Raw genomic sequence first — 26,663 nt, 5'->3', positions numbered from 1 at the left:
CCTCAGCCCTCAGCAGATCCGCGGCAGTGGGTCCCCGATCAGTACATCCAGGATCCGGGTACCACCGAACTCGGTCTTCACCAGGACCAGGGACGCGGGCTCGGCCACCACCCGGCCGACGACCGCCGCCCGCTCGCCCGACGGATGGCCCCGCAGCGCCCCCAGCGCCGACTCGGCGTACGCCCCGTCCACCACCACGACCATCCGCCCCTCGCAGGCGATGTAGAGCGGATCAATCCCCAACAGCTCTGCCGCGCCCCGTACTTCGTCCCGCACCGGTACGGCGGACTCGTCCAGCACCACCGCCACGTCCGAGGCCCGCGCGATCTCGTTCAGTACGGTCGCCACGCCGCCCCGCGTGGCATCGCGCAGGCACCGTACGCCGTCCCCGCACGCCGCCAGCAGCGCCGCCACCGGCGCGGCGAGCGGGGCGGTGTCCGAGGCGAGGTCGCTCTCGATGCCCAGCTCGCCACGGGCCAGCATGATGGTCGTGCCGTGGTCGCCGATCGGCCCGGAAACCAGAACCGCGTCGCCGGGCCGCGCCCTTCCGGCCCCCAGGGTGAAGCCGTGTTCCACGACGCCCACCCCCGCGGTGTTCACATACACCCCGTCCGCCTTGCCGCGCTCCACGACCTTGGTGTCGCCCGTGACGATCCGCACGCCCGCCACTTCGGCTGCCCGCGCCATGGACCCGGCGACGCGGGTCAGGTCGGCGACCGGGAAGCCCTCCTCCAGGATGAAGCCGGCCGAGAGGTACAGCGGCCGCGCCCCGCACATCGCCAGGTCGTTGACGGTCCCGTTCACCGCGAGGTCCCCGATGTCGCCCCCAGGGAAGAAGAGCGGCGAGACGACGTAGGAGTCCGTGGTGAAGGCCAGCCGCGCGCCGCCCGCCGGGCACACCGCCTGGTCCTCCAGCGGCGCCAGCAGCGGATTGTCGAACGCTTCCAGGAACACCGCCTCGATGAGCGTGTGCGTGGCCTTGCCGCCCGCGCCGTGCGCGAGTGTGATGCGCTCGTCCCGGACCCGGGCCTTGCGGCGGCGCGCCCGGTCGATTCGCCGCAGCACCTCCTCCTCCCGCTCGGTGGTCATGACCGGGTCGCCTCCCGTACGGCGGACCGGGTGAACCGGCCGAAGTGGTAGTACGCGGCGCACGCCCCCTCCGAGGAGACCATGCAGGTCCCGATCGGCGTCTCGGGCGTGCAGGCGGTGCCGAAGACCTTGCACTGCCAGGGCTTGAGCACACCCTTGAGCACCTCGCCGCACTGGCATGACGTGGGATCGGCGACCCGCACCCCCGGCACGTCGAAGACCCGCTCCGCGTCGTACGCCGCGTACGCCTCCCGGATGCGCAGCGCCGAGTACGGGATGGCGCCGAGGCCGCGCCACTCGAAGGACGGCCGCAGCTCCATGACCTCGCTCAGCGCCCGCAGCGCCTTGAAATTGCCGTCCCAGGGGACGACCCGCGCGTACTGGTTCTCCACCGCGCACCGCCCCTCCTCCAGCTGACGCAGCAGCAGGTGAATCGACTGGAGAATGTCCAGCGGCTCGAAACCGGCGACGACCAGGGGCTTGCCGTAGTCCCGCGCGATGAACTCGTACGGACGGCAACCGATCACCGTCGAGACATGACCCGGGCCGAGGAAGCCGTCGAGCCGCAGGTCGGGGGAGTCCAGGATGGCCTTCACCGCGGGGATGATCGTGACGTGGTTGCAGAACACCGAGAAGTTGTCGAGCTTCTCGGCCGCCGCGCGTTGCACCGTCACGGCGGTCGACGGGGCTGTCGTCTCGAAGCCGATGGCCATGAAGACCACCCGCTTGTCCCGGTGCTGCCGGGCGATCCGCAGCGCGTCGAGCGGCGAGTACACCATGCGGATGTCGGCGCCCTCGGCCTTGGCATCCAGGAACGACCGGCTGCCGCCGGGCACCCGCATCATGTCCCCGAACGACGTCATGATCGTGTCCGGCTGCCGGGCGAGGTGCAGCGCATCGTCCACCCGGCCCATCGGGATCACGCAGACCGGACAGCCGGGGCCGTGCACCAGCGTGACGTTCTCCGGCAGATGGTCCTCGATGCCGTGCTTGTAGATGGTGTGCGTATGACCGCCGCACACCTCCATGAAGGTGTACGAGCGGCCCGGCGCGCAGAGCCCGGCGATCCGGGCGGCGAGCGCCCGCGCCTTGTCCGCGTCGCGGTACTCGTCGACGTATCGCATCAGCCGCCTCCCGGTCCGTCGTCCGCCGATTCCCGTAGTGCGTCGATCTCGTCCTCGTACGCCTGGCCGATGCCTTCGAGGAATTCCATGGCGGCCCGCGCCTCGGCCTCGTCGATCCGGGACAGCGCGAACCCGACGTGGATCAGAATCCAGTCGCCGGGCGCCACCGCTTCCCCTTCCATCAGCGCGATATTGACGGCCCGTCGCACGCCGCCGACGCTCACCCGCGCCAGATCCGGCTGGTCCGCGACCATTTCCACGACCTCACCGGGAATCCCGAGGCACATCGTCCCCCTCACCTCCGGCACCCTCCTCGTCGGCGACCCGGAGGGAGAGCAGGGTGAATTCGTCCCCGGGCACGGTGATCAGCTCGACGGTCGCGCCGTCGGCGACCGTGCCCGCCGCGACCAGCGCGAAGGACTGCGCCAGCGCGGGTCCGACCACGGCGTGCTGCTCACCGATCCGTACGGTCACGCCCGTGACCCGACGCCCCCGCGCCCGGGCCTCCACCGCCTCCAGGATTCCTTCGCACAGTCCGATCTCATGCATGGCGCCCGTCCTCCGTTCCTTCTCCGTTACCGCCGTGGCGGCCGTCGCCGCCCAGGCGTTCCGCCAGCAGCTCGCGCACCAGGCGCACGGCCTCGTCGACCGCGCCCAGTACCGGCGGGCTCAGCCCCATCCCCTCGCGCACGTCGGCCGGTTCGCAGCCGACCACGGTCACCCACGGGAGCCGCACGCCGAACCGGCGGAGCAGCGCGAGCACGGTCCCGGGCGTCATGTCGTGCGCGTCCAGCGCGGGCCCCGCCGCGTCGTCGTCCGGCTCCGCGGGCTCCAGGACGTACACCGTCCCCGGCGGCCCGCCGCGTTGTACTGCGTCGATCAGGACCAGCCCGTCGTAGCCGTTCATCAGCTCGTGCGCGAGATGCACCCCGCGGATGCCGTAATCGCGGGCCCGCGCGCCGCCGGGCAGTGCGGCCCCGGCCAGCCGCCCGGCCACTGCGACGCCGAATCCGTCGTCGCCGAGGAAGACATTGCCCACGCCCGCGACCATCACTGGCACAGCAGTTCCACCTCGTCCGGCGCGAAGTAGTGGTAGCGGCCGACCTCTGCGCGCAGGTCGGCACCGGGGTCGTCGTCGAGCGTCACGGCCAGGTGCGTACTGCCGTCCACGTCCCGCAGGACGACCGCCACCCGCGCGGTGCGCCCCGCCAGGAACATGTCCTGCGCGTCGGCGCGACGGCCGCCCGGACGCAGCCGTACCCGCGAACCTCGCCCTGCCCGGCCGCCGGTCACCGGCACCAGGTCAGCGGCCTCGGCCGGGGGAGTGCGCCGCACCGTGCCGTGCAGCCGCTCCAGCACGTCAGGGGTGACACGCTCGGCATGGTCGACGATCGCCGCCGCGCGCGGGTCGGTGGCGCGCGCCTCGCGCTTCTCGTCCTCGGTGAGCGTCATCGTGCGCAGCGTCAGCAACTCGTCGATCTCCGTGCCGTCGTGGAAGTCGGCGGGGCTCTCCGGCGCGATCCGCGGCCGGTCGCCAAGGATGACCGGGGCACAGAGCAGAGTGCTGTCGTCGATGAGGGACGGCCAGGTGTATGCGTTCTCGCACCGGGCGACGGCCCCGGCGGCCCACTCGGGCGGCTCGACCGGCGACAGGAACCGGCCGCCGCCGACGGCGAGCAGTGTGTGCGTGCCGATGAGCGCGCCGCACAGCATCTCCGTACGGTCCGGGGAGCCGCCCGTCGTGCGGTTCTCGGTCCGCACCCGCACCCGGAGCAGGCCGTACGGCCCGGGCTCCGGCTCCGCCGTGATCCGCAACTCCCCGCGGAGCGGCCACCGGCGCCGCCCCTCGCCCTCCCCGCCGGGCACCTCGAAGGGATGCGTGACGCGCGTACCGGGAGCGAGCTCCGCGTGCACCTCGACCTCCTGCACCACGCCCTCGTCCCACGGCAGCTCGCCGGGTGCGCGGGCGTACCGCCGCCGTACCTGGAGGAAGCGCAGCCGTACGGTGAGCGACGCCGCGGCGCCCGGCCGCACCTCGACCAGCGAATCGCTCTCCGCGTACGAGGTCTCCGACGGGTCCGAGCCCTGCGGAGCCAGCACGCCGAACTGCCAACGCAGCCGGTTCTTGGGCGCGGACGCCCGGTACGGGTAGAGGACGTACCCCTCGAAGAGCACGGCGTCGGCCACCGCGCGAGCCCGCGCGAAGCCGGGCGGCTCGGGACAGGCAGTGCCGCCGCTCAGCACGGCCCCTCCCCGGCCCGGCCGAGCAGCGCCCCGACCGTCTCCTCCCACGTCGTCAGCTGCCGGTCGTGCTTGAAGGCCAGCAGCGCGTCCAGGGTCTCCCGGCGCAGCCGCAGCCACCCGCAGCCCGGAAAGTACAGATCCATCAGCGCGCGCCACACGGCCGACGGCAGCACTGCCGCGCACTCCCGCTCCCACGGCACCATCCCGATCCCGCCCGCCGTGAAGACCGTGCCGCTGAACAGCAGCAACAGCGGTACCTCGCCGTCCTCCAGCGCGTGAAAGTACTGCCCGCACGCCACCTCCAGGTCGTACGAGACGGGTACCGGCACGTCGATCTCCGTGGTCCCGGCGAACGCCGGCACCATCGCGGTCACCGTGGCCAATTGCAGCGGCTGCTGCGTTGTGGCCCAGCGGTGCCGGTCGCCGAAAAGGCCGGTCAGCCGGCGTGCTTCCCGGTCGCTGTACGACCGCAGGGACGGCTGGATACGCAACTGGCAGCGGAGCGCGACGGCCCGTACGTCCTCGCCGGTGCGTGTGGTGATCCGCAGCCGGAAGACGAGGGACGGCGCTGCGGCGTACGGTTCCGGGCGGACCCCGAGGCAGTCGAAGGCAAGGTCAGCCATCGGTGTCGTCCTCCTCGTCGGGGACCGAACGGGCGCGCAGCCGCGCGAACAAGGCATCCAGCTCACGGTGCACGTCGGCGCCACCGTCGAAGCCCCGCCAGTGCAGCCGCACCCGCCCGACCAGGTCGTAACACGTGTCGATGGGGACGAGGTGGCAGGCGACGCCGTCGCCGGTACGGCGCAGCAGGAGCGCTTCCACGTCGTCGGCCAGGTCGGCGAGGTCCGGGTGGGCGGCCATGAGTTGCCGCCAGGCACCGTCCGGCAGCAGGGACTCCGTGGCGCCGCCGGGACTCGGATAACAGACCACAGGGCGGCCCAGCCGGGAGTTGCGGAAGCAGAAGACCACGCTGACCGGCAGCCGCAGCGCTTCCCAGTCGGCCGCGGTGAGCGCGGCGTCGCGCAGGTACAGATGACGGTCGGGCACCCCGCGGTAGCGGCCACCGGCCGCGCCTGGGCGGGTCAGCACCGTACGGCAGGCCCGGCACGCGCACAGCAGGCCGCGGCCGTCGAGGTCCACGACGTGCCCGTGGCCGCGCTCCAGGTCGGTGGCACACAGTTCGCAGCGCGGCCCGGCGCGCTGCCCGTGCGCGGCGGGCGCGGGCTCACGGAACCGGCGCAGGCCGGCGCCGGCCGTCACAGGCGCGCTCCGGGGATCGGCGCGGCGGGCACGTCGGCCGGCGCGGCGGGAACCTCGACCGGCGGGCGCGAGCCGATCTGCAACAGGGGCCGCTCCGGCGGGAGTTGCTCGATTCGTACGCCGGTGACCTCGGGCGCGACGGCCCGGACGGCGCGCTCGACGGCCTGCTCGACGGTCCCGGACGCGCACCCACCGCACCCGCCGTGCAGCCGGACCGTGGCCCGCCCGGAAGCGTCGATGCCGGCCAGTTCGATGCCGTCGGTGTGACTGCCGAGGAAGGGCCGCAGCTGCTCCAGCGCCTCGGCCACCCGCTCCGCCGTGCTGCGCGGATGCAGATCGTGCAGGATCAGCAGGCTGCCGAGGAGGTCGTCGGCGGCCAGCGTCCGCACCGCTTCCGCGGGCAGCAGCGCAACGGCGCGGGCCAGGCCCTCGCCGTACAGTCGCATCAGCAACCGCACCAGTTCCTCGGCCTGTTCGCCCACCCGCGGTGCGGTGGAGAGCTGGGCGATCAGCTGCTCCACGCGGGCCTCGGCCTGTCGTAGCTCGTCCATGGCGGCTTCCTCGTCGGACACGGGCACTCAGCTCCCGTGGTCGTAGGCGGTGGGGGAGAGGGACTTCTTCAGCACCCGGCCGTTGCCGAGGAACATGTGCACCCCGCAGGGCATGCACGGGTCGAAGCTGCGCACCGCGCGCATGATGTCGATGCCCTTGAACGTCTCCGGGGGGTTCTCCTCGAAGATCGGAGTGTGCTGCACGGCGTCCTCGAAGGGGCCCGGCGTGCCGTGCACATCGCGGACGCTGCTGTTCCACGGCGTCGGCGGGTACGGGTGATAGTTGGCGATCTTGCCGCCCCTGATCACCATGTGGTGCGAGAGCCCGCCGCGCACCGCCTCGCTGAACCCGCAGCTCACGGCCTCGTCGGGCACGGTGAACGGCGACCAGGTGTCGGTGTGACCGGCCCGGACCTCGGCGAGCGCCCGGTCCGCGAAGTGCAGGGCCGCGGCGGCCGCGTACGCCTGGAAGTACGTACGGGCGCGGTTGCGTTCGATGGCGTTGCTGAGCGGCTCGCCGTTGTGACGGGGGATGCGCCACTCGAAGGTCGTCTCCGGTTTTGTTGCGGTACGCGGCAGGTTGATGAGCACGCTGTGCCCGGTGGCCTTGAGGTGTGCGGTGTCCACCAGCCCGGACAGCGCCGTGGACCACAGCCGGGCCAGCGGCCCGCCGCCGGTGTCCAGCGCCAGGTGGTCCTTTCCGTCGAACCACCGCGGGGACATCACCCAGCTGTACTTGTCGTCGAAGTCGCGCTTCTGGGGGCGGGGGAGGGTGTGTTGGTTCCATGGATGCCGCTGGTCGACGGGGTTGCCCGCCGGGTCCTCGGTGACGAACGGCTCGCGGTCCGCCCAGTCGTCGTAGAAGGAACTGCCCAGCAGGATGCGGATGCCGAGGTTGATGTCAACCAGGTCGTTGGTGACCAGCTCGCCGTCGACCACCACGCCCGGCGTGATGAACGCCTTGCGTCCCCAGTCGGCCATCGTGCGGTAGTCGAAGTCGCAGTGCGCGGGATCCTGCAGCCCGCCCCAGCAGCCGAGCAGCACCCGTCGCCGGCCGACCTCCTCGTACCCCGGCAGCGCCTGGTAGATGAAGTCGAAGAGGTCGTCGTGGAGCGGCACGACCTTCTTCATGAACTCCACGTACCGCATGAGCCGGGTCAGGTAGTCGGTGAAGAGCTGGACCGTGGCGACCGTGCCGACGCCGCCCGGGTAGAGCGTGGAGGGGTGCACATGCCGCCCCTCCATCAGGCAGAACATCTCCCGTGTCGAGCGGCTGACCTGCAGTGCTTCGCGGTAGAAGTCGCCCTCCAGTGGGTTGAGCGACCGCATGATCCCACCGATGGTGCGGTAGCCGTGCAGGTCCGCGTGGGGCGCCTCGGTCCGCTCGGCCAGCTCCCAGACGCCCGGGTTGGTCGCGCGGACCATGCGCTCGCAGTAGTCGACCCCGACCAGGTTCTCCTGGAAGAGATTGTGGTCGAACATGTACTCAGCGGCCTCGCCGAGATTCAGGATCCACTCGCCGAGTGCAGGCGGCCGGGCCCCGTACGCCATGTTCTGTGCGTACACCGAGCACGTGGCGTGGTTGTCACCGCAGATGCCGCAGATCCGGCTGGTGATGAAGTGGGCGTCCCGGGGGTCCTTGCCTTTCAGAAAAATGCTGTAGCCGCGGAAGATCGAGGAGGTGCTGTAGCACTCGGAGACCCGGCCCCGGCCGAAGTCGATCTTCGTATGGATGCCCAGGCTGCCCACGATGCGGGTGATGGGGTCCCACGCCATCTCGACCAGTTCATCGGCCATGCGGTGGCCCCTCTCGGTGGTCCGTATCCGGGGGCGTGGCCCAGGACGGTTCGTATCCGGTGGTCAGTTCGCCGCCCTTGCGGCGCCACGGCGGTTCCTTCTCGACGTTGTGCAGGGTGATCCCGCGCAGCGTGCGGACCAGGCTCGCGTACAGGCCACCCGCCGGCTGCGTCACCTGCACCCCGGCCGGCTCGTCCATGAAGGGCATGAACTTGTCGGGGAAGCCCGGCATCGTGCAGGCGATGCAGATGCCGCCGACGTTCGGGCAGCCGCCGATGCCATTGATCCAGCCGCGCTTGGGCACATTGCACTTCACCACCGGACCCCAGCAGCCGATCTTGACCAGGCACCGGTCGGAGCCGAACCCGGCGGAGAAATCGGCCTGTTCGTAGTAGCCCGCCCGGTCGCAGCTCTCGTGCACGGTCTGGCCGAACAGCCAGCGCGGGCGCAGATTCTCGTCGAGCGGGATCATCGGCGCCTGGCCGGTGATCTGGTACAGGAGGTAGACAAAGGTCTCGGAGAGGTTGTCGGGCTGGGTCGGGCAGCCGGGCACGCACACGATCGGCACCCCGTCCTTCGACACCCACTCCCGGCCCAGGTAGTCGGGCAGGCCCATGGCGCCGGTCGGATTGCCCGCCATCGCGTGGATGCCGCCGTACGCGGCGCAGGTGCCCGCCGCGACCACGGCCGTGGCGCGGGGCGTGAGCCGGTCCAGCCACTCGGTCGTGGTGATCGGCTGCCCGGTGGCCGGGTCGTTGCCGAACCCGCTCCAGTACCCCTCCTCCTTGATCGCCTCGTTCGGTACCGACCCCTCCACCACCAGCAGGAACGGGTCCAGCTCGCCCCGTGCCGCCCGGTGGAACCACTCGATGAAGTCATCCGCACCGCGCTCCGGGCCGCACTCGAAGTCGAGCATCGGCCAGTGCATCGCCAGCCGCGGCAGACCCGGCAGCGCGCCCATGACGATCTCTTCGACGCTCGGCTGCGTCGCGGCCGTCAGCGCGACCGACTCCCCGTCGCAGCCGAGCCCGGCACTCAGCCACAACAGATGAACCAGCGGCTCCTCGGCACGTGCGGCGGCGGTCACTGCGCACCACCACCAACGCGCCCGTCCCGCAACACCTGCTGGATCAGCTCCCACAGCACGTGATACACGGTCGTCTGCGCTTCCTGGATCCGATGGACCGAGTCGCTGGGGATGATGAACAGGTGGTCCAGCGAGGCGAGTTGAGCGAGTCGACCGCCGTGGTGGCCCGCCAGTGCCACGGTGAGCAGGCCGCGCCGGGCCGCCTCCTCCAACGCCCGTACGACATTGCCGGAGCCGCCGCTGGTCGACAGCCCGACGGCGATGTCCCCTGCCCGCCCGAACGCCGCGAGCTGGCGCGCGAACACCACCTCGAATCCCACGTCGTTGGAGAGCGCCGTGACCACCGCCGCGTCGCTGGTCAGGGACAGTGCGGGCAGTACCACCGCGCCCGCCCCCGGGCCCCCGGGAGGGTGCAGGAACGTGGTGGCCAGGCTCTGTGCGTCCGTACTGGAACCACCGTTGCCGAAGGCGAACAGCCGGCCCCCGGCCGCGAACCGCTCCGCCATCGCCGCGGCACATGCGGCGATCCGCCCGGCATCCGCCGCGGCGATCTCCCGCCGGAGCGCGGCGATCCCGGCGGCCTTTTCCCGGGTGGACCGGACCACCTCCTCGTCCGTCAGCGCGCCATCGTCACTCCGCTCGTACAGAAACGGGTACAACTCACGCACCTCGCCCGGTACTTCACTCATCGATCGCTCCGGTCGTTCGTCACCATGGCGATGGCCTCGCCGCCGTGCACCAGTACGGTGCGGCCGACCGTCGCGTCGACGAGGGCCACACTGATCTCCTGCGGCGCACCGTCGTCATCGACCTCGGGGGCGGCCAACGCCAGTCCGTCCGGCAGCAGTTGCCGCACCCGCATCGGCCGGGCCCGGTCCGCGCATGTGTCGCATGTGCCGCCGTCCTCCGGCGCTTCGAGGAAGACGTGCGTCATCTCCCACAGCACGTGGTAGATGGTCACCTGCACCTCTTTGACGATCAGCGGGTCGGCGCTGCCGACGGTCAGCGTGTGGTCCGCCGGGGGCGCGTCCGCCGGGTCGCCGCCGCTGAGGACGACGGTGAGCAGGCCCCGTTCCCGGGCGGCCGCCAGCCCTCGGCGTACGTTCGCGCAGCGGCCGTCCGGGGTGAGTGCCAGCGCGATGTCACCGGCGTCCGCGAAGGCCCGCAACGGGTGCGCGAAGACCTCGGCGAAGCCCTCGCACGCGCCGACGCCGCTGAGCGTCGCCGAGTCGTTGCCGAGCGCCAGCGCCGGCAGTGCCCGCTTGCCCACCACGACCGGGTGCATGAACTCGACCGCGACGTGGCTCGCGTCGGTCCCCGACTCGCCGTTGCCGAACACGATCAGCTTGCCGCCGTGGGCGAACCGCGCGGCCATCTCCCGGCAGACGGCGACTACTTGAGGCGCTGCCCGGGTCAGGCCGTGCGCGGCGGGCGCGCGGCGCGCGAAGGCCCGCCGTACCTCGATTTCTGTGACAGTCACGACTGTCCCTCAACTCCCACATGGAGGACGATCACGCAGGTGTCGTCCTCCGGATCGGTGTGCAGGGCGGACAACAAGCTCTGGAGGTGCTGCTCGGGAGTGCCGTCGGCGCCCTGCCGGGCGGCGGCCAGCAGCAGGTCCTCGCGGTCCCCCGCGCGGTCGGCGCGGCGCTCGACGAGCCCGTCGGTGTACAGGACCACCCGGTCGCCGGCGCGCAGCACGGTGGTGGTCACGCCGTAACCGGGGGCCAGGCTGGCACCCAGCGTGGTCCCGTCGTCGTTGTCCAGCTCCGCCGCCTCACTGCCGCGGACCAGGACGGGCCGCGGGTGTCCGGCGCGGGCCCAGGTGAGCGTGCGGCTGTCGGGATCGAAGTGGCCGACGACCGCGGTGGCGGTCATGGAGTCCTCGTGGCCGTGGAAGGCCAGGAGGTTCAGGCAGTCCAGGATTTCGGCCGCGTCGGCGCCGGTGTGCGCGATGCCGAGCAGTGCGTTGCGCAGCTGCGCCATCTTCGCGGCGGCGCGCAGGCCGTGCCCGCTCACGTCCCCGATGGCGATCAGCACCCGGCCGTCCGGGAGCGGGGCCGCCTCGAACCAGTCCCCGCCCACCCGTGTGCAGTTCTCGGCGGGCTGGTACCGGACGGCCACCCGCAGCCCGGGCAGTGTGGGATGCACCGTGGGCAGCAGTGCCAGCTGCAGCTCCTCGGCCCTTCGCAGCTGCTGCTCCGCCGCCTCGCGCCGGGACGCCGCCAGCTCGGCCTGCATCCGGCGCACGGCGGAGACGTCCTGCACGACGCCCTGGACCGCGACGAGCCGGCCGCGGCTGTCCCGTACCAGTTCGGCGTTGACGCTCACGTGCCGCGGCGGCTCGGACCCGCGCGTGCGTACCTCGAACCGCACTGGCCCGCCGTCCTCGGACAGCGACCGCACGGCCGCGACGACGGCCGGGAGATCGTCCTCGGCGACGTACTCCGACAGCGTGTCCAGGGGGACCGGGCCGTGCGCCGGGTTCAGCCCCAGTACGTCGTACATCCTGCGGGACCAGGTGACATCGCCGGTGACGAGGTTCCACTCCGCCCAGCCCAGGTGGACCAGCCGCTCCGCGTCGTCGATCTGCGCCCGCATCCGGGCCTGCTCGTCGTGGAAACACCAGCTCACCAGCAGGCCGCCGCCGACGCGTTGGGCGCGCACGCTCATTACGGCGGGCCGCAGCGCCCCGTGGAACGGTTCCTCGTACGCGAAGGGCCCGCGGTGCAGCGGGACGCCGGTCTCCAGGACCCGCACATAGGCGTCGAAGATGCCGGAGAGGACCATTCCGGGGAAGGCGTCGAGCAGCCGGCTGCCGGTGACCTGTTCGGGCGTGCGGCCCAACAGCTCGGTGGCGTGCGTGTTGCAGCGGTCGATGGTGAACTCCACGACCCGGCCGAGGGGGCCGCGTACCGGGAAGAGCAGCGCGGCGGGCGCGGGAATGGCGTCGATGACCGCGCCCAGCCAGGCGGCGCGCACGTCGTCGTCCGGCAGCCCGAGCGCCGCCAGCCCGCGCAGCCGCTGCCCGGCGGCCGCGGTCAACGCCTCCAGCCGTGCCCGGCCGGTCGCCGGAACCGCCACGGGCCGCGGCCAGATGACGCTGACCACGCACACCACGGCGTGCTCGGTGGCCGCCCCGCACCGGGCGCCCACCGGGGACGGCGCGTCCGGCGCGTCGCTCCGGGCGGACACCCAGGTGAGCGTGTGCTCCCCGGCCTCCTCCCCGGTCTGTTCCCCGGCCTGTTCTCCGGTCTGTTCCCCGGCCTGTTCTCCGGTCTCGTCGTCGAGCCACAGGAGCTGGTCCGCCACGGCCATCCGGGCCAGCGGCAGTACGCAGCGCAACGGGACCTGCGACCAGTCGGTGACCGTCGCGGCCGAAGCACCGGCGACCCCGCTCATCCGGAGCACGCCGTCCATGTCCAGCACCGCCAGCAGCACCGCCGCGGCACCCAGCGGCCGGGCGTGGTCATGGAGCCGGCGCGCCAGCTCGGTCGGCCCGCGCGCCGCGGCCAACCCGGCCGCGTCCCGGGCCGGTACGCCGCCGGGGCGGACCGTTCCCTCTTTCCCATGGGAGTCACCGCTGCCCGGCCGACCCGGCTGCGGGCCCTGCCCCCGTACATCATCGGAGGGGCCGAGGAGCCCGCGGGCGTAGGCATGCGCCTGCCCTTCGTCGCACCCCAGGCGTTTGGCCAGGAGCTCCTCGACCCGCGCAACCCGCACCGCGTACCCACCCCGTCCGGCAACCAGGAGCACCCGTCTCGGCACGCCCCATGACACCCCGTAGTCCCTGCACACTGCGTCCCCACAGCTCGAAAGCCGTGCGTCGGAACGGCCGGTCGGGGGGCACATCTCACGGTCGGTTATCTATCAACGCACAGATGGTCACCGTGCGAAGTGATCGGGGATGTCCGCTGCTATCGCTCGGCTGTGCCCCCAGCGGCGAGTTGGGAACGCCCGCTGACAGGCTTCGAGCGAAGTGTGAGCGGTCGAGGACGTGACCTCGGGGGAGCCGCCCGGCGCGCGGCGTCCCGCTGCACGACGACGACCGCGACGAGCCCGAGGGCGAGGCCGACGCCGGTCCGGAAGGAGAAGGGCTCGCCGAACATCAGGGCGCCCCAGACCGCGGTGACCGGGGCCATCAGGAACATCAGGGTGTTGACGGCGGTGACGCCCCGGCGGCGCAGGACCAGCCAGTACAGCCCGTACCCGCCGAAGGTCGCGAACACCACGAGCCAGCCGACCGCGAGCCAGAAAGACGCCTCGGGAGGCGGCGCCGCGGCGCCGGTGGCCAGGGCCAGAACGGTGAAGACGATGGCGCTGGCGCTGCAGTGGACGGTGAGTGAGACGGACGGGGCGACGCGGGTGCGCGAGCGGCTCTCCAGGAAGGTCGCGGCGACCAGGGCGAGCATGCCGAGGAACGGCACGGCGTACGCCCACCAGGGCACGCCACGGGATGTGCCGCCGGACGCGGCGTCGGCCAGGGTGACCACGGCGACGCCCGCCAGGCCCAGCCCCAGCCCGAGCCACTGCCGCCGCGAGACGTACTGGTGCAGCAGCGGTCCGGCCAGCGCCCCGGCGACCAGCGGCTGCACACCGTCGATCAGGGCCGTGGTGCCGCTGGAGACGCCCAGCTGTATGGCCGCGTAGACGCTCAGCAGATAGCCGCTCTGGGAGAGCGTGCCGATCACCGCCTGCCGGGCCAGGTCACGCACGGTCAGGCCGCGCCACGCGGCCCGCCGGGCGGCGGCGACGAGCAGCAGCGCCACGGCGAGCGGCAGGAAGCGCCACATCAGGATCGTGACCGCGCCCGCGCTGCCCGCACCGAGCTTGGCGCCGATGAACCCGGAACTCCAGGTGAGCACGAAGGCGGCCGAGAGAAGCAGATTCATGGGGGCTCCCGGGTAGACAGATCTGTTTACCTCACTGTCTCGACCGTACTATACGGATCGGTATAGTGGAGGGGTGAGTACGCACGAGAGCACGGCTGACGGGGCGGCGGCGGTCGAGCGGATTCCCATGACGCCCGGTGCGCGGCGGGTGCGGGATGCCGCGGCACGGCTGTTCTACGAGCGCGGCATTCACGCGGTGGGGGTGGACCTCATCGCGGCCGAGGCCGGGGTCACGAAGAAGACGCTCTACGACCGCTTCGGCGCCAAGGACCGGATCGTCGTGGAGTACCTCGCGGACCGGGACGAGCGCTGGCGGGCGTTCCTCGACGACCGTCTCGAGGCGGCGCCGGCGGAGCCCGCGGCGCGGATCCTGGCGGTCTTCGATGCCTCGCGGGACTGGGCGGGCGAGCACGGCGGCCGCGGCTGCAGCATGATCAACGCACATGCCGAGATCACCGATCCGGCGCACCCCGCGTATCCGGTGATGGTCGGTCAGAAAGCCTGGATGCTGGGGCTGTTCACGCGGCTCGCGCGGGAGATCGACCCGGGCCGGGGTGAGGAGCGGGGGCGCACGCTGATGCTGCTGCACGAGGGTGCGCTCGTCACGCACGGGATGGGGGTCTTCCCCGACACGCTGGAGCATGCCCGCCGCCAGGCGGAGACGCTGCTCGCCGGGTGGACCGGCGCCCGCTGACCGCTTCTCAGGTGCGGAATCGCCCACGCGTGCGGATGGTGTCGCGCAGAGTGAGGGCCGGGAAAGGTGTTCATGACGTCGTGGGTACGGCCCCGGCGTCGGTCCCACCCGCGCCCCGACTTCAGCAGGGGAAGCCCGGCAGTCGGCCCGGCTCGGCGAAGGAGTACGGGGCCCAGGGGCCGGTCAGTTCGATGCGCAGGGCAGGGGAGCGGGCGGCCAGTCCGCCGACCGTCTCGGCGAAGACGCCGGCCGCCTCCCGCGGCACGAGATAGGCGCTGTCGAGGAGGTTCCGGCCGTGCGGATACGGGGCCCGGGCGATGGGCGAGGTCCAGTACGCGGACGTGGCGCAGTCGGCGGCGACGCCGGCCGGGCAGGCGTCCTGCGGGGAGTGCACACAGGAGTACTCGGCGACGTCCGCCAGCGCGTGGTGGGCCGCGCGGGCCAGCTCGTCCGTGGGCTCACCGGCGTCGTCCGCCACGGGTCCGGCGTCGGCGGGCGCGGCGTCGGCCTGGTCGCCCTGGGCGTACGCCTTCACGCCCCACTCCAGCCGCCCGTCCAGCCGCGCGAGCAGCCGTCGGTACAGGTGGGAGCGGGCGGCGAGCGTGCGGCGCACCTCCTGTACATCGCGGTGCACCGTGCCGAGTCGCGTCGGGAGTATGCAGACAGCGTCGGCGGCCTCGTCGACGACTCTGCGGTGGGCCTCGGCGGTGGCCTGCAGGGACGCGTCGTCGGCGGCCGGCTCCCCGGGCGGGCCGCAGGCGCCGGGCGGCTCGGAGGCGCTGCCCGGAACTCTGCCCGGGGCGGAGACCAGCGCGGCCAGCGACCCCTCCGGCACCATGATCACGGGGGCGTCGCCGACGCCGGTGAGTCCCGGACGCGGCCGGAAACCTCTGCGGACGATGCCATAGACATACAGGGGGCCCTGTGGGGAGTCGTCCGGGGGACCTGCCATCGGACGCCTGGTCACCGCCACTGTGCTCTCCTTCTCCGGTTTTTCCCGATCCTTTTCCGGCCTGAGTTTGTGCGCTCTTGCGTTCGATTTGCTGCTGTACGGGTACCGGGGCCCCAGCCCGGCAAACCCGGCCAATGCCGCGAAGGCGCGGTCCGGCCCCGGACGGACTAGCCTGCAAAGAAGAGCCGCGCGAAGGCCGGAACGAGCCAGGGGGACGGGGGAGCGGCGGAGCGGAGCGAGCCGAGGGAGGCGGCCGGCATGCAGCACATCGGCGGACGTTGGCGGTGGCGGCGGGGCCCGCTGCGCCGCCGCTCGGACGTGGTGGACGCCTGGCTCGGCCTGCTGACGGCCCTGGCCCTGCTCCTGGGCGTACCGGTCGTCGGCTTCTCCGCCGGCCTCGCCGCCTACGGCTCACAGCGCGCCGAACGTGCCGAACAGCTCGCGGAACGCCGGGCATTGACCGGCCGCCTGCTGGAGTCCGTACCCTCCGACCCGTCCGACACCGGCTTCGCCGCCGAGATCGCCCAGGTGCCCGCCCAGGCCCGCTGGACCGGGCCCGACGGCCGGCGGCACACCACGACGGTGCGGGTCGAACCCGGTACGCGCAAGGGCGCCGCGGTCACGGTCTGGACCGACGCCGAAGGGCGGCCCACCACGGCGCCCATGACCACCGCGCAGGCGGCCGACGACGGCGTCGCCGCCGGCCTCGGTACCGGTATGGCCCTCGGCCTGCTCATCCTCGCCGTCCGCTGGACCGGCCGCCGCTACCTGGACCATGTCCGCCTCGCGGGCTGGGAACGCGAGTGGGCCCAGATAGGGCCGCGGTGGGGGAGGCATCACATCTGAGCTGTTCGCCCTTGGCCCGGGCAGCATTCTCTGACTAAAGTCAGAGAATGGCTGAGGAGGCAGCACAGATCGACCAGGTGCGGAGCTTCAACCGCACCGTCACCGAACGCGTGGGCGTGCTCCACGACCACTACCTGGGCCGCGACCGGCCCATCGGCGAGGCCCGGCTGCTCTGGGAGATCGGCGAGCGGGGCCAGGACGTCCGCCGGCTGCGCGAGCGCCTCGGGCTCGACTCCGGATACGTCAGCCGGCTGCTGCGCTCCCTGGAGGCGGAGGGCCTGGTGGAGGTGGCGCCGCAGCCCCGGGACAGACGCGTGCGCACCGCCCGGCTGACCGCCGCGGGCCGCGCTGAGCGCGCCGTACTCGACGGCCGCAGCGACGAGCTGGCCGGCTCCCTGCTCGCGCCGCTCAACACCGCGCAGCGCGCCCGGCTGGTCGCCGCCATGGCCGAGGTCGACCGGCTGCTGACCGCCGCGACGGTCACCCTGGACGCCGTCGACCCGGACCACCCCGATGCCCGGCACTGCCTGCGGTCCTACGCCGCCGAGCTGCAGCAACGCTTCGAGACCGGCTTCGACCCCGCGCACAGCCTGCTGCCCGACCCGGGCGAACTCCGGCTGCCGAGCGGCCTGTTCCTGGTCGCCAGGCTGCACGGCGAACCGGTCGGCTGCGCCGGCCTGAAGCTGCCGCCCGGCGCCCCGGCCGAGATCAAACGCATGTGGGTCGCGCCGCACGCCCGGCGCCTCGGCCTCGGCCGCCGATTCTTGGCCGAACTGGAGGAGCGGGCCGCCCGGCACGGCCGCGACGTACTGCGCCTGGACACCAACAAGGCGCTCGACGCGGCGCTCGGCCTGTACCGCTCCGCCGGCTTCCAGGAGGTCCCCGCCTTCAACGACGAGCCGTACGCACACCACTGGTTCGAGAAACGGATCACCGGACCGCTGCCGGAATAAACAGTGGGCTGGTGTCGGCCCGGCGGGCACGGCCCACCGTACGCCCCGTCGCTATCCTGGAAACGGCGTGATCCTGGAAACGACTGATCCTGGAAACGGCGTGCTGACGCTCCAGTCCGGCGGTGACATGGATCTGAACACGGTGACCGAGGTGCGGGACGCCCGCGAGCGCGTCCCCTGGCGGCCGGGCGACGCCTGGCTGGCCGGCGGCACGTACCTGTTCTCCGAACCCCAGCCGCACCTGCGGCGGCTGGTGGATCTCGGCCGGATGGGCTGGCGACCGGTCGGCCGGCTGCCGGACGGCGCCCTGGAGATCGCCGCGACCTGCACCATCGCCGAGCTCTCCCGATACGGCCGGACCCTGGACGCCCCGACGGCCCCGCTCGTCGAGCAGTGCTGCCGCGCCTTCCTCGCCTCGTTCAAGATCTGGCACCTGGCCACCGTCGGCGGCAACCTCTGCACCGCCCTGCCCGCCGGGCCGATGACCGCCCTCACCGCCGCGCTCGACGGCAGCTGCCTGCTCCGGTCGCAGGCCGGAATCCTCCGCCGGGTACCGGTCACCGAGTTCGTCACCGGGGCGGGGAAACAGGTCCTCGAAGCGGGCGAACTGCTGCGCTCGGTGACGCTGCCCGCCCGCGCGCTCCACCGCCGTACCGCCTTCCGGCAAGTTTCCCTCTCCGGACTGGGCCGCTCCGGCGCCCTGGTCATCGCCACCCTCGACCCGGCCGACGCATCCTGCACGCTGACGATCACCGCGTCGACCGTACGACCGGTACGCCTGCGGTTCCCCGCGCTGCCGGACGCGACCGCGCTGCAGGAGGCGATCGGCGGCGCGGTGCGCGACGGCGACTGGTGCGACGACCCGCACGGACTGCCCGCCTGGCGGCGGCACATGACGTTCCGGCTGGCCGAGGAGGCGCGGCAGGAACTGGACGAGAGGACCGGCCACCCGTGACCTTCGCCATCCGCGTCAACGGCCGGCCGTACGACAGCACGCCGCGCCCCGGCCAGTGCCTCCGCACCTACCTGCGCGAACGCGGCTGGTACGGCGTGAAGAAGGGCTGCGACGCGGGGGACTGCGGCGCCTGCACCGTCCACGTCGACGGCGAGCCCGTGCACAGCTGCCTCTACCCCGCCTTCCGCGCCGCCGGACGCACCGTCACCACCGTCGAAGGACTCACCGCGCCGGACGGCGGACTCCACCCCGTACAGCGCGGATTCCTCGACGCGCAGGGCTTCCAGTGCGGCTTCTGCACCGCCGGCTTCCTGATGACCGCCGCGGCGCTGGACGACGAGCAGCGCGCCGACCTGCCGCGCGCCCTGAAGGGCAACCTCTGCCGCTGCACCGGCTACCGCGCCATCGAGGACGCCGTACGCGGCGTACGGCACACCGAGGAGCCGGGCGCCGGGCAGGCGGTGGGCCACAACCTCCCGGACCCGGCCGGCTCCGCGATCGTCACCGGCACCGCCCGCTACACCTTCGACCTCGACGTACCGGGCCTGCTGCACATGAAGCTGCTGCGCTCGCCGCACGCACACGCCCGGATCACCGCCCTCGACACCGCCGCCGCCCTGCGCGTCCCGGGTGTGCACGCCGTCCTCACCCACCACGACGCGCCCGCCCGCCACTACTCCAGCGCCCGCCACGAACACCCCGAGGAGGACCCGGCCGACACCCGCCTCCTGGACGACACCGTCCGCCACGTCGGCCAGCGCGTCGCCGCCGTCGTCGCCGACACCGAGGCGGCCGCCGAGGAGGGCTGCCGCCGCATCGAGGTGACGTACGAGGTACTGCCCGCCGTCCTCGACCCGGAGGAGGCCATGCGGCCCGGCGCGCCCGTCGTGCACGACAAGGACGCGCGGGCGGCCCGAATCTCCCGGCCCGCGCACAACATCGCGGGGGAGGTGCACGGCGGAACCGGCGACCTCGCGGCGGGTTTCGCCGCCGCCGACGCGGTGTACGAGGAGACCTTCCGCACCCAGCGCGTCCAGCACGCGAGCCTGGAGACCCACGGCGCGATCGCTTGGTTCGAAGACGCGGACGAGGCCGAAGACGCGGACGAGGCCGAAGACGCGGACGAGGCCGAAGACGCGGACGACCCCGAAGACGCGGACGACGCCGAGGGGACGGGAGACGGAAGGGCCGATGGGACGGCCGATGGGCAGCGGCTCGCAGCCGACGGGCAGCGGCTGGTAGTCCGCTCCAGTACCCAGACCCCCTTCCTCACCCGCCGCGCCCTCTGCACCCTCTTCGGCCTGGCGCCCGACGCCGTACGGGTCGTCGCGGGCCGGGTCGGCGGCGGCTTCGGCGGCAAGCAGGAGATGCTGGCCGAGGACATCGTCGCGCTCGCCGCGCTGCGGTTGCGCCGCCCGGTGAAGCTGGAGTTCACCCGGGCCGAACAGTTCCACGGCACGACGACCCGGCACCCGTTCACCGTTCGCGTGCGGGCCGGCGCCCGCCGCGACGGCACCCTCACTGCCCTCCAGGTACGCGTCGTCGCCGACACCGGCGCGTACGGCAACCACGGCCCCAGCGTGCTCCGCCGCGCCTGTGGCGAGCCGCTCGCGCTCTACCGCTGCCCGCACAAACGGGCCGACGGCTACGCGGTCTACACCCACACGCCCCCCTCGGGCGCCTACCGCGGCTACGGCCTCGGCCAGGTCGTCTTCGCCGTCGAATCGGCCCTCGATGAACTGGCCCGCCGACTCGGCCTCGACCCACTCCTCCTCCGCGAGAAGAACGTCATCGGCCCCGACGATCCCCTCATCGGCCCGCTCGGCGAGGAAGCGGACCTGCACCTCGCGGGCTACGGCCTGGACCAGTGCCTGGACATCGTGCGCCGGGCCCGGGCCGAACCCGCCGTACCGGCCCCGGACGGCTGGCCGGTCGGCGAGGGTTTCGCCCTGTCGATGCTGGCCACCGCCCCGCCCGGCGGCCACCTCGCCACCGCACGGGCAGCCCTGACCGCCGAAGGCACGTATGTACTCTCCGTCGGCACCGCCGAATGCGGGAACGGCACCACCACCGTCCTGCGCCAACTCGCCGCCGCCGAACTGGCCACCACCGCCGCGCGCGTCACCGTACGCCAGGCCGACACCGGCCTCGTACCGCACGACACCGGCACCTTCGGCTCCACCGGCACGGTCGTCGGCGGCCGGGCCGTGCTGCGCGCCGCCCGGTCGCTGGCCGCCGCGCTCCGCGCCCGCGCCGCCCGGCACCTGGGCGCCGCGCCGGCCGACTGCCGTCTCACGGGCGACGACTGCCGCCTCACGGACGACGCGGTGGTGGCCGGTGACCGCCGGGTGTCCCTCGCCGCGCTGTACGCGGCGGCCCGCGCCGCCGGGCAGGAACTCGCCGCCGAGGGGCGGGCCGGCGGCACCCCGCGCTCGGTCGCCTTCAACGTCCAGTGGTTCCGGGTCGCCGTCGACCCCGGCACCGGCGAGATCCGCGTACTGCGCAGCGTGCACGCCGCCGACGCCGGCACGGTGGTGAACCCCATGCAGTGCCGCGGCCAGGTCGAGGGCGGCGTGGCGCAGGCCCTGGGAGCCACGCTCCTGGAACACGTACGGATCGACGGGCGCGGCGCCGTCACCACCGACACCTTCCGCCGCTACCGGGTGCCCGCCTTCGCAGACGTACCTCGTACCGAGGTGTACTTCGCGGCGGTGGCCGACGCCATCGGGCCGCTCGGCGCGAAGTCGATGAGCGAGGGCCCGTTCAACCCGGTCGCACCGGCCCTGGCCAACGCGGTACGGGACGCGACCGGCGTGCGCTTCACCGAACTCCCGCTCACCCGCGACCGGGTGTGGCGCGTGCTCGACGAGTCGTCATGTGCGGACAGCGGGCGCCGCGCCTGAGGAACGGGGCGGGAAAGGCAAGGGCGGTCTCCTCGGCCATCGCCGCGAAGAACCGGCGGCCGTCGGCGGTCTGCCGGGAGGTGTACCAGCGGTAGTCCAGGGCCGGCGCGAGCGCCCGGTGCAGCGCCTCACGGGCCAGCCCGCGCCCCCGCCACCGCTCGGCCACGGCGATGTTACGGACGTATCCGCGCCGGCACGCATGGCACACCTGATAATCCAACCGCCCCACGACCCGCCCCGCCCCCTCACACATCACGATCTCCCGCCGCCCGCCCGGCACCACAGGCCCACCCGGCCGAAAGGCGACAACGGCAGCATCCGGCACGGGCCCACCGCGCGGTATGGGAGGAACCCGTAACCGTACCCGCCGCGAGGGCATTCGGGGCACCGCCATGCGTTCCTCCCGATTACGGACGCCGCCTTCCATAAATGTGGAGAGTACGCCCGTCGAGGCCGGGCCGGTGGGACACCGGCGTTGTCAGTACCCCCGGGTACTGTGTTGAGAAGGGGACCTCGTGCGCCCCCCATGGGGGAAGGAGGGGGCGGAAACGGTACGCCTCCGGCGCGCCCGCAGGCAGGAGGACATCACCCGATGGTCGAGCTCGGGCTGCAGGACACGCACGGGATTCTGGACCGGCCGTGGGTGCGGCCGGAGCGGACCAGTGCGGGGCTGGGCTGGGAGCACCTCTACCTCTCCAGCCAGCGGGAACTGCCCTACCGGGAAGCCTTCGACGGGGCGCCCAGCCATCTGCTGATTCTGCATCTGGACGGTCCGGTCACGGTCAGCCGCGGCCGGCGCGGTCTCACCGCGGCGCGGCGCATCCTGCCCGGCGGGCTCTTCCTGCACCCGGCCGACACCGAACTGGACGTCGAGCTGGGCGGCCGGCTGGACACCGTGCACGTCTACCTGGCGGACGAGGCGCTGCAGGCGGCGGCCGGCGAGGGCCGCCCGGTGCGGCTCGCCGAGGAGTTCGGGGTCACCGATCAGCTGCTGGAACAGCTCGTCCGCGCGCTGGAGGGCGTCGTACGGGACCGGGAGCCGAGCGCCCGCACGTACGCCGACCAGCTCGGCATGATGATCGCCGGACAGCTGGCCCGGCACCACAGCACCCGCCGCCCGGCCCCGCCCGCGGCCCGTACCCGCGGCGGCCTGACGGAGCGTCGGTTCGCCGCCGTACGCGAGCTGCTGGACGCCCGGCTGGCGGAACCGCTGCCGCTCGCCGACCTCGCGGCGGCCGCCAACCTGAGCGTCAGTCAGTTCGCACGCAGCTTCAAGGCACGCACCGGGCTCCCGCCGCACCGGTACCTCATGCGGCTGCGAGTGGAACGGGCGGCCCGGCTGCTGCGCACGACCACGGTGCCGATCAGCGAGGTCGCGGCCCGCTGCGGCTTCTCGCACCAGGAGCATCTGACGCGAGTGCTGCGGGCCCAGCTGGGCACCACGCCGGGGGCGCTGCGTCGCGGAGAGTGAGGCAATCCCCGCCGCTGCCCGTATGAATGGCTCGTATGAATGCGTGAATCGTGCAGTCGTGACAGCGGGATCGTGCAGGCGCGAGCGCCCACGTCGGCGTGATACTCAGCTGCCATGCGTGCATTCACCTACTCCAGTCACACCGCCCGGGTGGTCTTCGGGGCCGGGACGCTGAGCCACCTGCCCGCGGAAGTGGCCCGTCTGGGCGCTACCCGCGCCCTGATCCTCACCACGCCGGGCCGGACGGATCTGGCCCGCCGGGCCCGGGACATCCTGGGCGTCGCGGCGGCGGGGGAGTTCACCGGCGCGGCGATGCACACCCCCGTCGACGTCACCGAGCAGGCCGTCGCCGTCGCCCGCGAGCTGGCCGCCGACTGCCTGGTCGCCGTCGGCGGCGGCTCGACGACCGGCCTGGCCAAGGCGGTGTCCGTACGGACCGGACTGCCGCAGGTCGTCGTCCCCACGACGTACGCGGGGTCCGAGGCCACGCCCGTGCTGGGGGAGACCGAGAACGGTGTGAAGACCACCCGGTCGGCGCCGGAGATCCGGCCGGGCACGGTGCTGTACGACGTCGACCTGACGCTCGGCCTGCCGGTGGCGGTCTCCGTCACCAGTGGGATCAATGCGATGGCCCATGCGGTCGAGGCGTTGTACGCGCCGGAGACCGACCCGGTGACCGATCAACTCGCGCTCCGCTCAATCGAGTTGCTGGCCGGTGCGCTGCCCCGGATCGCCGCCGACCCCGCCGACCGGGAGGCCCGCGCCGATGCGCTGGAGGCGGCCTGGCTGGCCGGTACCTGTCTCGGCAGTGTCGGCATGGGCCTGCATCACAAGCTGTGCCACACCCTCGGCGGCTCCTTCGGCCTGCCGCACGCCCCCACGCACACCGTCGTGCTCCCGTACGCCATGGCCTACAACGCGCCCGCCGCGCCCGACGCCATGCGCCGCATCGCCCGTGCCCTGGGCGCCGCCGACGCGCCCACCGCCGTACACGACCTGATCCGGCGCCTCGGCGCGCCGACGAGCCTGGCCGAACTCGGCCTGGCGGACGCCGACTTGCCCCGCGCTGTCATGCTCGCCACCGCCACGCCCTACCCCAATCCCCGCGAGGTCACCGAGACCGGCATCGCGGCGCTCCTCGCCGACGCCCTCGCAGGCCGCCGCCCGGCCCCCGCCGATCCCCTCGCCGACTCCCTGCACACCCTCCTCGCCCAGGTCAGCGACAGCTTCGCGGGCGCGCCCGACGCCCGCGTACGGCAGCTGCTGACCGACCTCACCCGCCGCCTGCACGGCTTCGTCGCCGACAACGACCTCACCGACGCCGAATGGCGGTACGCGATCGACTTCCTGACCCGCACCGGGCAGCAGTGTTCCGCGACCCGCCAGGAGTTCATCCTGCTCTCCGACACCCTCGGCATCTCCAGCGCGGTCGACCTGCTCACCAACTCCCGTACGGCAGAGAGCACCCCGTCCGCCGTCCTCGGCCCGTTCTACGTCGAGGGCCCGCCGCCGCTGCCGGACGGCGCCGACCTCGCCGAGGGGCTGCCCGGCACCCCGATGTACGCGTCCGTGCAGATCACCGACCTGGAGGGGAATCCGCTGGCAGGCGCGGTGGCCGACGTCTGGCAGGCGAACGAGGAAGGCTACTACGACGTCCAACTGCCGGATGTCGACGGGCCGCAGCTGCGCGCCCGCTTCCGGGCCGACGACGAGGGGCGGATCCGCTTCCGCTCGATCCTGCCCACGGAGTACCCGGTTCCCGACGACGGCCCGGTGGGGCGGATGCTCGCCGCGGTGGGCCGCCACCCCTACCGCGCCCCGCACATCCACTTCATGATCAGCGCGCCCGGGCGGCGGCAGCTCGTCACCCAGCTCTTCGTCGCAGGCGGCGCCTACATCGACGCCGACACCGTCTTCGGCGTGAAGGACGCGCTGGTCATCGACTTCCCCGAACACCACGGCCCGACCCCTGACGGCCGCCCGGCGGACCGCCCCTGGCGCTCCCTGGAGTACACCTTCCGCCTCGCCCCCGCCTCCGGAGACAAGTAACAGATGACCGACCCCACCACGTACGACACCGACGTCCTGGTCGTCGGCAGCGGACCCGCGGGCGGCAGTGCCGCGCTGCTGCTCGCCACGTACGGCATACGCACCACGCTCGTCAGCAAGTACGGCTGGACCGCCAACACCCCGCGCGCCCACATCACCAACCAGCGCACCCTGGAAGTCCTGCGCGACCTCGGCATCGAGGACCAGGCGCTGGCCGCCGGCACCCCGCAGCACCTGATGGGCGACACCGTGCTGTGCACCGCCCTCACCGGCGAGGAGATCGGCCGTATCCGTACCTGGGGCACGGGGGACGACCGGCTCACGGAATACACCGCCGCCAGCCCCTGCCCGATGACCGATCTGCCGCAGACGTACCTCGAACCGATCCTGGTGAGCAATGCCGCCGCGCGCGGTGCCAAGGTGCGCTTCGACACCGAGTTCGTCCGGCTGGAGCAGGATGAGGATGGGGTCACGGCCCACCTGCGCGACCGGTTGCGCGGCGATGACTTCACGGTCCGTGCTCGGTACCTCATCGGCGCGGACGGTGCCCGCAGTCGCGTCGCCGAGCAGGCCGGGCTGCCCATTGCCGGGCAGGAGGGCAAGGCCGGCAGCATGAACATCGTCTTCCGGGCCGATCTGAGTGCCCATGTCGCCCATCGGCCCAGCGTCCTGTACTGGGTCATGCGGCCCGGGGCCGAGACCGGCGGCATCGGCATGGGCCTGGTCCGGATGGTCCGGCCCTGGAACGAGTGGCTGCTGACCTGGGGTTACGACATAGAGCAGTCGCCGCCGGAGATCGACGAGGACGAGGCCCGCCGGATCGTCCACGATCTCGTCGGCGACGACACGATCGACGTCGAGATCACGTCCACCTCCCTCTGGACCGTCAACCACACCTACGCCACCCGCTACTCCACCGGGCGCGTCTTCTGCGCAGGCGACGCCGTGCACCGCCACCCGCCGTCCAACGGCCTCGGTTCCAACACCTCGGTCCAGGACGCTCACAACCTCGCCTGGAAGCTGGCGATGGTGGTGCGCGGCGAGGCGGGCGAGGGCCTGCTCGACACCTACACCGCCGAACGCGCCCCGGTCGGCAAGGGGATCGTCGACCGCGCCAACCTCAGCCGCGACCAATTCGGCCCGGTCTTCCAGGCGTTGGGCGTCGGCGGCGGCGCCGATGACGAGGGCATCGCGAGTGCGCTGGCCGCCTGCCGGGCGCCGGATGCGGAGGGCGCGCGGCGGCGGCGTGAGTTGGACGCGGCGATCGAGCTGAAGAACTACGAGTTCAACGCGCACGGTGTGGAGCTGAACCAGCGGTACGTCTCCGCCGCCGTGCTCGACGACGGCAGTCCGGCCGAGGAGTGGCCGCGCGACCGGGAGCTGTACTACCAGCCGAGCACCCGGCCCGGTGCGAAGCTGCCGCACGCCTGGCTGACGGATGCGCGCGGCCGCCGCGTCTCCACCCTCGACCTCGTCGGCAAGGGCAGGTTCACCCTGGTCACCGGGTTGTCGGGGGTGGTGTGGGAGGCGGCGGCCGAAGCCTGCGCCGCGGATCTCGGCGTGCCGCTGGCCACCGTACGCATCGGCTCGGACGGTGCCCGGGACGCGTACGGGGACTGGCAACGCCGCTGTGAGACCGACGAGTCGGGGTGCCTGCTGGTCCGCCCGGACGGATACATCGCCTGGCGGCAGGCGTCCGCGCCCCGCACGGAGGACGAGGCGCGGACGGAGCTGGGCAAGGCCCTGGCAGCGGTGTTGCAGCGCTGAGGAACGCCGGGGGCGCCGGCGGGCCGGAG

General features: G+C 72.8%; 25 protein-coding genes. 8 read left to right on the top strand and 17 right to left on the bottom strand.

Features of this window, described 5'->3' with window-relative positions:
* Positions 1-9 precede the first annotated feature (9 nt).
* The 15 genes from hypE to AB0I82_RS14405 form a co-directional block, all read right to left on the bottom strand.
* Positions 10-1,089, bottom strand: a complete 1,080-nt coding sequence (hypE, locus tag AB0I82_RS14475; RefSeq protein ID WP_363257542.1) for a hydrogenase expression/formation protein HypE — start codon at positions 1,087-1,089, stop codon at positions 10-12.
* Positions 1,086-2,213, bottom strand: coding sequence for a hydrogenase formation protein HypD (hypD, locus tag AB0I82_RS14470; protein WP_363257541.1), 1,128 nt, complete (start codon positions 2,211-2,213; stop codon positions 1,086-1,088). Before hypD ends, hypE begins: the two co-directional genes overlap by 4 nt.
* The gene (locus tag AB0I82_RS14465) at positions 2,213-2,512 is read right to left on the bottom strand and encodes a HypC/HybG/HupF family hydrogenase formation chaperone (RefSeq protein ID WP_363257540.1); all 300 of its coding nucleotides are present in this window, start codon (positions 2,510-2,512) and stop codon (positions 2,213-2,215) included. The genes hypD and AB0I82_RS14465 overlap by 1 nt, the downstream gene beginning before the upstream one ends.
* A complete protein-coding gene (locus AB0I82_RS14460; RefSeq protein ID WP_363257539.1) occupies positions 2,478-2,762 on the bottom strand; it encodes a hydrogenase maturation nickel metallochaperone HypA in 285 nt (94 codons plus the stop codon). Before AB0I82_RS14460 ends, AB0I82_RS14465 begins: the two co-directional genes overlap by 35 nt.
* Positions 2,755-3,264 carry a hydrogenase maturation protease gene (locus AB0I82_RS14455; protein WP_363257742.1) on the bottom strand — a complete coding sequence of 170 codons (510 nt, stop codon included), beginning with the start codon at positions 3,262-3,264 and terminating at the stop codon, positions 2,755-2,757. Before AB0I82_RS14455 ends, AB0I82_RS14460 begins: the two co-directional genes overlap by 8 nt.
* Positions 3,264-4,457, bottom strand: a complete 1,194-nt coding sequence (locus AB0I82_RS14450) for a hypothetical protein (protein WP_363257538.1) — start codon at positions 4,455-4,457, stop codon at positions 3,264-3,266. The genes AB0I82_RS14455 and AB0I82_RS14450 overlap by 1 nt, the downstream gene beginning before the upstream one ends.
* Positions 4,451-5,080 (bottom strand): DUF6084 family protein, encoded by a 630-nt coding sequence (locus AB0I82_RS14445; protein ID WP_363257537.1) that lies wholly within the window; start codon positions 5,078-5,080, stop codon positions 4,451-4,453. Before AB0I82_RS14445 ends, AB0I82_RS14450 begins: the two co-directional genes overlap by 7 nt.
* Positions 5,073-5,717, bottom strand: a complete 645-nt coding sequence (locus AB0I82_RS14440; RefSeq protein ID WP_363257536.1) for a DUF5947 family protein — start codon at positions 5,715-5,717, stop codon at positions 5,073-5,075. The genes AB0I82_RS14445 and AB0I82_RS14440 overlap by 8 nt, the downstream gene beginning before the upstream one ends.
* Positions 5,714-6,289, bottom strand: a complete 576-nt coding sequence (locus AB0I82_RS14435) for a NifU family protein (protein WP_363257535.1) — start codon at positions 6,287-6,289, stop codon at positions 5,714-5,716. The genes AB0I82_RS14440 and AB0I82_RS14435 overlap by 4 nt, the downstream gene beginning before the upstream one ends.
* A gap of 6 nt (positions 6,290-6,295) precedes the next feature.
* Positions 6,296-8,065, bottom strand: coding sequence for a nickel-dependent hydrogenase large subunit (locus AB0I82_RS14430; protein ID WP_363257534.1), 1,770 nt, complete (start codon positions 8,063-8,065; stop codon positions 6,296-6,298).
* Positions 8,055-9,152, bottom strand: coding sequence for a hydrogenase expression protein HypE (locus AB0I82_RS14425; protein ID WP_363257533.1), 1,098 nt, complete (start codon positions 9,150-9,152; stop codon positions 8,055-8,057). The genes AB0I82_RS14430 and AB0I82_RS14425 overlap by 11 nt, the downstream gene beginning before the upstream one ends.
* Entirely contained in the window at positions 9,149-9,841 is a 693-nt protein-coding gene (locus AB0I82_RS14420; protein ID WP_363257532.1) for an SIS domain-containing protein, read from the bottom strand. The genes AB0I82_RS14425 and AB0I82_RS14420 overlap by 4 nt, the downstream gene beginning before the upstream one ends.
* Positions 9,838-10,632: an SIS domain-containing protein gene (locus AB0I82_RS14415; protein ID WP_363257531.1), complete on the bottom strand. Its 795-nt coding sequence runs from the start codon at positions 10,630-10,632 to the stop codon at positions 9,838-9,840. The genes AB0I82_RS14420 and AB0I82_RS14415 overlap by 4 nt, the downstream gene beginning before the upstream one ends.
* A complete protein-coding gene (locus AB0I82_RS14410; RefSeq protein WP_363257530.1) occupies positions 10,629-12,875 on the bottom strand; it encodes a SpoIIE family protein phosphatase in 2,247 nt (748 codons plus the stop codon). The genes AB0I82_RS14415 and AB0I82_RS14410 overlap by 4 nt, the downstream gene beginning before the upstream one ends.
* A 194-nt stretch (positions 12,876-13,069) precedes the next feature.
* Positions 13,070-14,044 carry a DMT family transporter gene (locus AB0I82_RS14405; protein WP_363257528.1) on the bottom strand — a complete coding sequence of 325 codons (975 nt, stop codon included), beginning with the start codon at positions 14,042-14,044 and terminating at the stop codon, positions 13,070-13,072.
* 127 nt (positions 14,045-14,171) lie between these two features.
* Here AB0I82_RS14405 and AB0I82_RS14400 point away from each other — a divergent pair, with 127 nt between their 5' ends.
* Complete coding sequence (locus AB0I82_RS14400; RefSeq protein ID WP_363257741.1) at positions 14,172-14,738, top strand: TetR/AcrR family transcriptional regulator; 567 nt, start codon at positions 14,172-14,174, stop codon at positions 14,736-14,738.
* A gap of 121 nt (positions 14,739-14,859) precedes the next feature.
* Here the strand turns inward: AB0I82_RS14400 and AB0I82_RS14395 are convergent, their stop codons facing one another.
* Positions 14,860-15,690: a GvpL/GvpF family gas vesicle protein gene (locus tag AB0I82_RS14395; RefSeq protein ID WP_363257527.1), complete on the bottom strand. Its 831-nt coding sequence runs from the start codon at positions 15,688-15,690 to the stop codon at positions 14,860-14,862.
* A gap of 258 nt (positions 15,691-15,948) precedes the next feature.
* On the opposite strand from AB0I82_RS14395, the gene AB0I82_RS14390 reads away from it, so the two are divergent.
* The 4 genes from AB0I82_RS14390 to AB0I82_RS14375 all read left to right on the top strand — a co-directional run bounded on the left by AB0I82_RS14390 (position 15,949) and on the right by AB0I82_RS14375 (position 21,347).
* A complete protein-coding gene (locus AB0I82_RS14390) occupies positions 15,949-16,536 on the top strand; it encodes a hypothetical protein (RefSeq protein ID WP_363257526.1) in 588 nt (195 codons plus the stop codon).
* A gap of 47 nt (positions 16,537-16,583) precedes the next feature.
* Complete coding sequence (locus AB0I82_RS14385) at positions 16,584-17,489, top strand: helix-turn-helix domain-containing GNAT family N-acetyltransferase (RefSeq protein WP_363257525.1); 906 nt, start codon at positions 16,584-16,586, stop codon at positions 17,487-17,489.
* Positions 17,490-17,616: 127 nt separating this feature from the next.
* On the top strand, positions 17,617-18,444 hold the full coding sequence (locus AB0I82_RS14380) for an FAD binding domain-containing protein (protein WP_363257740.1): 828 nt from the start codon (positions 17,617-17,619) through the stop codon (positions 18,442-18,444).
* Positions 18,441-21,347, top strand: a complete 2,907-nt coding sequence (locus AB0I82_RS14375; RefSeq protein ID WP_363257524.1) for a molybdopterin-dependent oxidoreductase — start codon at positions 18,441-18,443, stop codon at positions 21,345-21,347. The genes AB0I82_RS14380 and AB0I82_RS14375 overlap by 4 nt, the downstream gene beginning before the upstream one ends.
* Here the strand turns inward: AB0I82_RS14375 and AB0I82_RS14370 are convergent.
* Positions 21,280-21,600: a GNAT family N-acetyltransferase gene (locus tag AB0I82_RS14370; RefSeq protein ID WP_363257523.1), complete on the bottom strand. Its 321-nt coding sequence runs from the start codon at positions 21,598-21,600 to the stop codon at positions 21,280-21,282. The genes AB0I82_RS14375 and AB0I82_RS14370 overlap by 68 nt on opposite strands.
* A gap of 339 nt (positions 21,601-21,939) precedes the next feature.
* On the opposite strand from AB0I82_RS14370, the gene AB0I82_RS14365 reads away from it, so the two are divergent.
* From AB0I82_RS14365 to AB0I82_RS14355, 3 genes are all read left to right on the top strand, one after another.
* A complete protein-coding gene (locus tag AB0I82_RS14365; RefSeq protein WP_363257522.1) occupies positions 21,940-22,818 on the top strand; it encodes a helix-turn-helix transcriptional regulator in 879 nt (292 codons plus the stop codon).
* Positions 22,819-22,932: 114 nt separating this feature from the next.
* Entirely contained in the window at positions 22,933-24,867 is a 1,935-nt protein-coding gene (locus tag AB0I82_RS14360) for a maleylacetate reductase and hydroxyquinol 1,2-dioxygenase domain-containing protein (protein WP_363257521.1), read from the top strand.
* Between the two features lie 3 nt (positions 24,868-24,870).
* The gene (locus AB0I82_RS14355; RefSeq protein WP_363257520.1) at positions 24,871-26,634 is read left to right on the top strand and encodes an FAD-dependent monooxygenase; all 1,764 of its coding nucleotides are present in this window, start codon (positions 24,871-24,873) and stop codon (positions 26,632-26,634) included.
* The last annotated feature ends 29 nt before the right edge of the window (positions 26,635-26,663 follow it).

This window comes from Streptomyces sp. NPDC050315, assembly GCF_040655775.1.
In the GTDB taxonomy this organism is placed as follows: Bacteria; Actinomycetota; Actinomycetes; order Streptomycetales; family Streptomycetaceae; genus Streptomyces.
This window is presented reverse-complemented; position numbering and strand designations above follow the sequence as displayed.

Excerpts from the sequence above, each read along its gene's own strand:
- AB0I82_RS14400 (WP_363257741.1), top strand. The coding sequence starts at position 14,172 with ATGACGCCCGGTGCGCGGCGGGTGCGGGATGCCGCGGCACGGCTGTTC.
- AB0I82_RS14405 (WP_363257528.1), bottom strand. The coding sequence starts at position 14,044 with ATGAATCTGCTTCTCTCGGCCGCCTTCGTGCTCACCTGGAGTTCCGGG.
- AB0I82_RS14360 (WP_363257521.1), top strand. The coding sequence starts at position 22,933 with ATGCGTGCATTCACCTACTCCAGTCACACCGCCCGGGTGGTCTTCGGG.
- hypD (WP_363257541.1), bottom strand. The coding sequence starts at position 2,213 with ATGCGATACGTCGACGAGTACCGCGACGCGGACAAGGCGCGGGCGCTC.
- AB0I82_RS14390 (WP_363257526.1), top strand. The coding sequence starts at position 15,949 with ATGCAGCACATCGGCGGACGTTGGCGGTGGCGGCGGGGCCCGCTGCGC.
- AB0I82_RS14445 (WP_363257537.1), bottom strand. The coding sequence starts at position 5,080 with ATGGCTGACCTTGCCTTCGACTGCCTCGGGGTCCGCCCGGAACCGTAC.
- AB0I82_RS14365 (WP_363257522.1), top strand. The coding sequence starts at position 21,940 with ATGGTCGAGCTCGGGCTGCAGGACACGCACGGGATTCTGGACCGGCCG.
- hypE (WP_363257542.1), bottom strand. The coding sequence starts at position 1,089 with ATGACCACCGAGCGGGAGGAGGAGGTGCTGCGGCGAATCGACCGGGCG.
- AB0I82_RS14385 (WP_363257525.1), top strand. The coding sequence starts at position 16,584 with ATGGCTGAGGAGGCAGCACAGATCGACCAGGTGCGGAGCTTCAACCGC.
- AB0I82_RS14460 (WP_363257539.1), bottom strand. The coding sequence starts at position 2,762 with ATGCATGAGATCGGACTGTGCGAAGGAATCCTGGAGGCGGTGGAGGCC.
- AB0I82_RS14380 (WP_363257740.1), top strand. The coding sequence starts at position 17,617 with ATGGATCTGAACACGGTGACCGAGGTGCGGGACGCCCGCGAGCGCGTC.
- AB0I82_RS14395 (WP_363257527.1), bottom strand. The coding sequence starts at position 15,690 with ATGGCAGGTCCCCCGGACGACTCCCCACAGGGCCCCCTGTATGTCTAT.
- AB0I82_RS14430 (WP_363257534.1), bottom strand. The coding sequence starts at position 8,065 with ATGGCCGATGAACTGGTCGAGATGGCGTGGGACCCCATCACCCGCATC.
- AB0I82_RS14370 (WP_363257523.1), bottom strand. The coding sequence starts at position 21,600 with ATGTGTGAGGGGGCGGGGCGGGTCGTGGGGCGGTTGGATTATCAGGTG.
- AB0I82_RS14355 (WP_363257520.1), top strand. The coding sequence starts at position 24,871 with ATGACCGACCCCACCACGTACGACACCGACGTCCTGGTCGTCGGCAGC.
- AB0I82_RS14420 (WP_363257532.1), bottom strand. The coding sequence starts at position 9,841 with ATGAGTGAAGTACCGGGCGAGGTGCGTGAGTTGTACCCGTTTCTGTAC.
- AB0I82_RS14455 (WP_363257742.1), bottom strand. The coding sequence starts at position 3,264 with ATGGTCGCGGGCGTGGGCAATGTCTTCCTCGGCGACGACGGATTCGGC.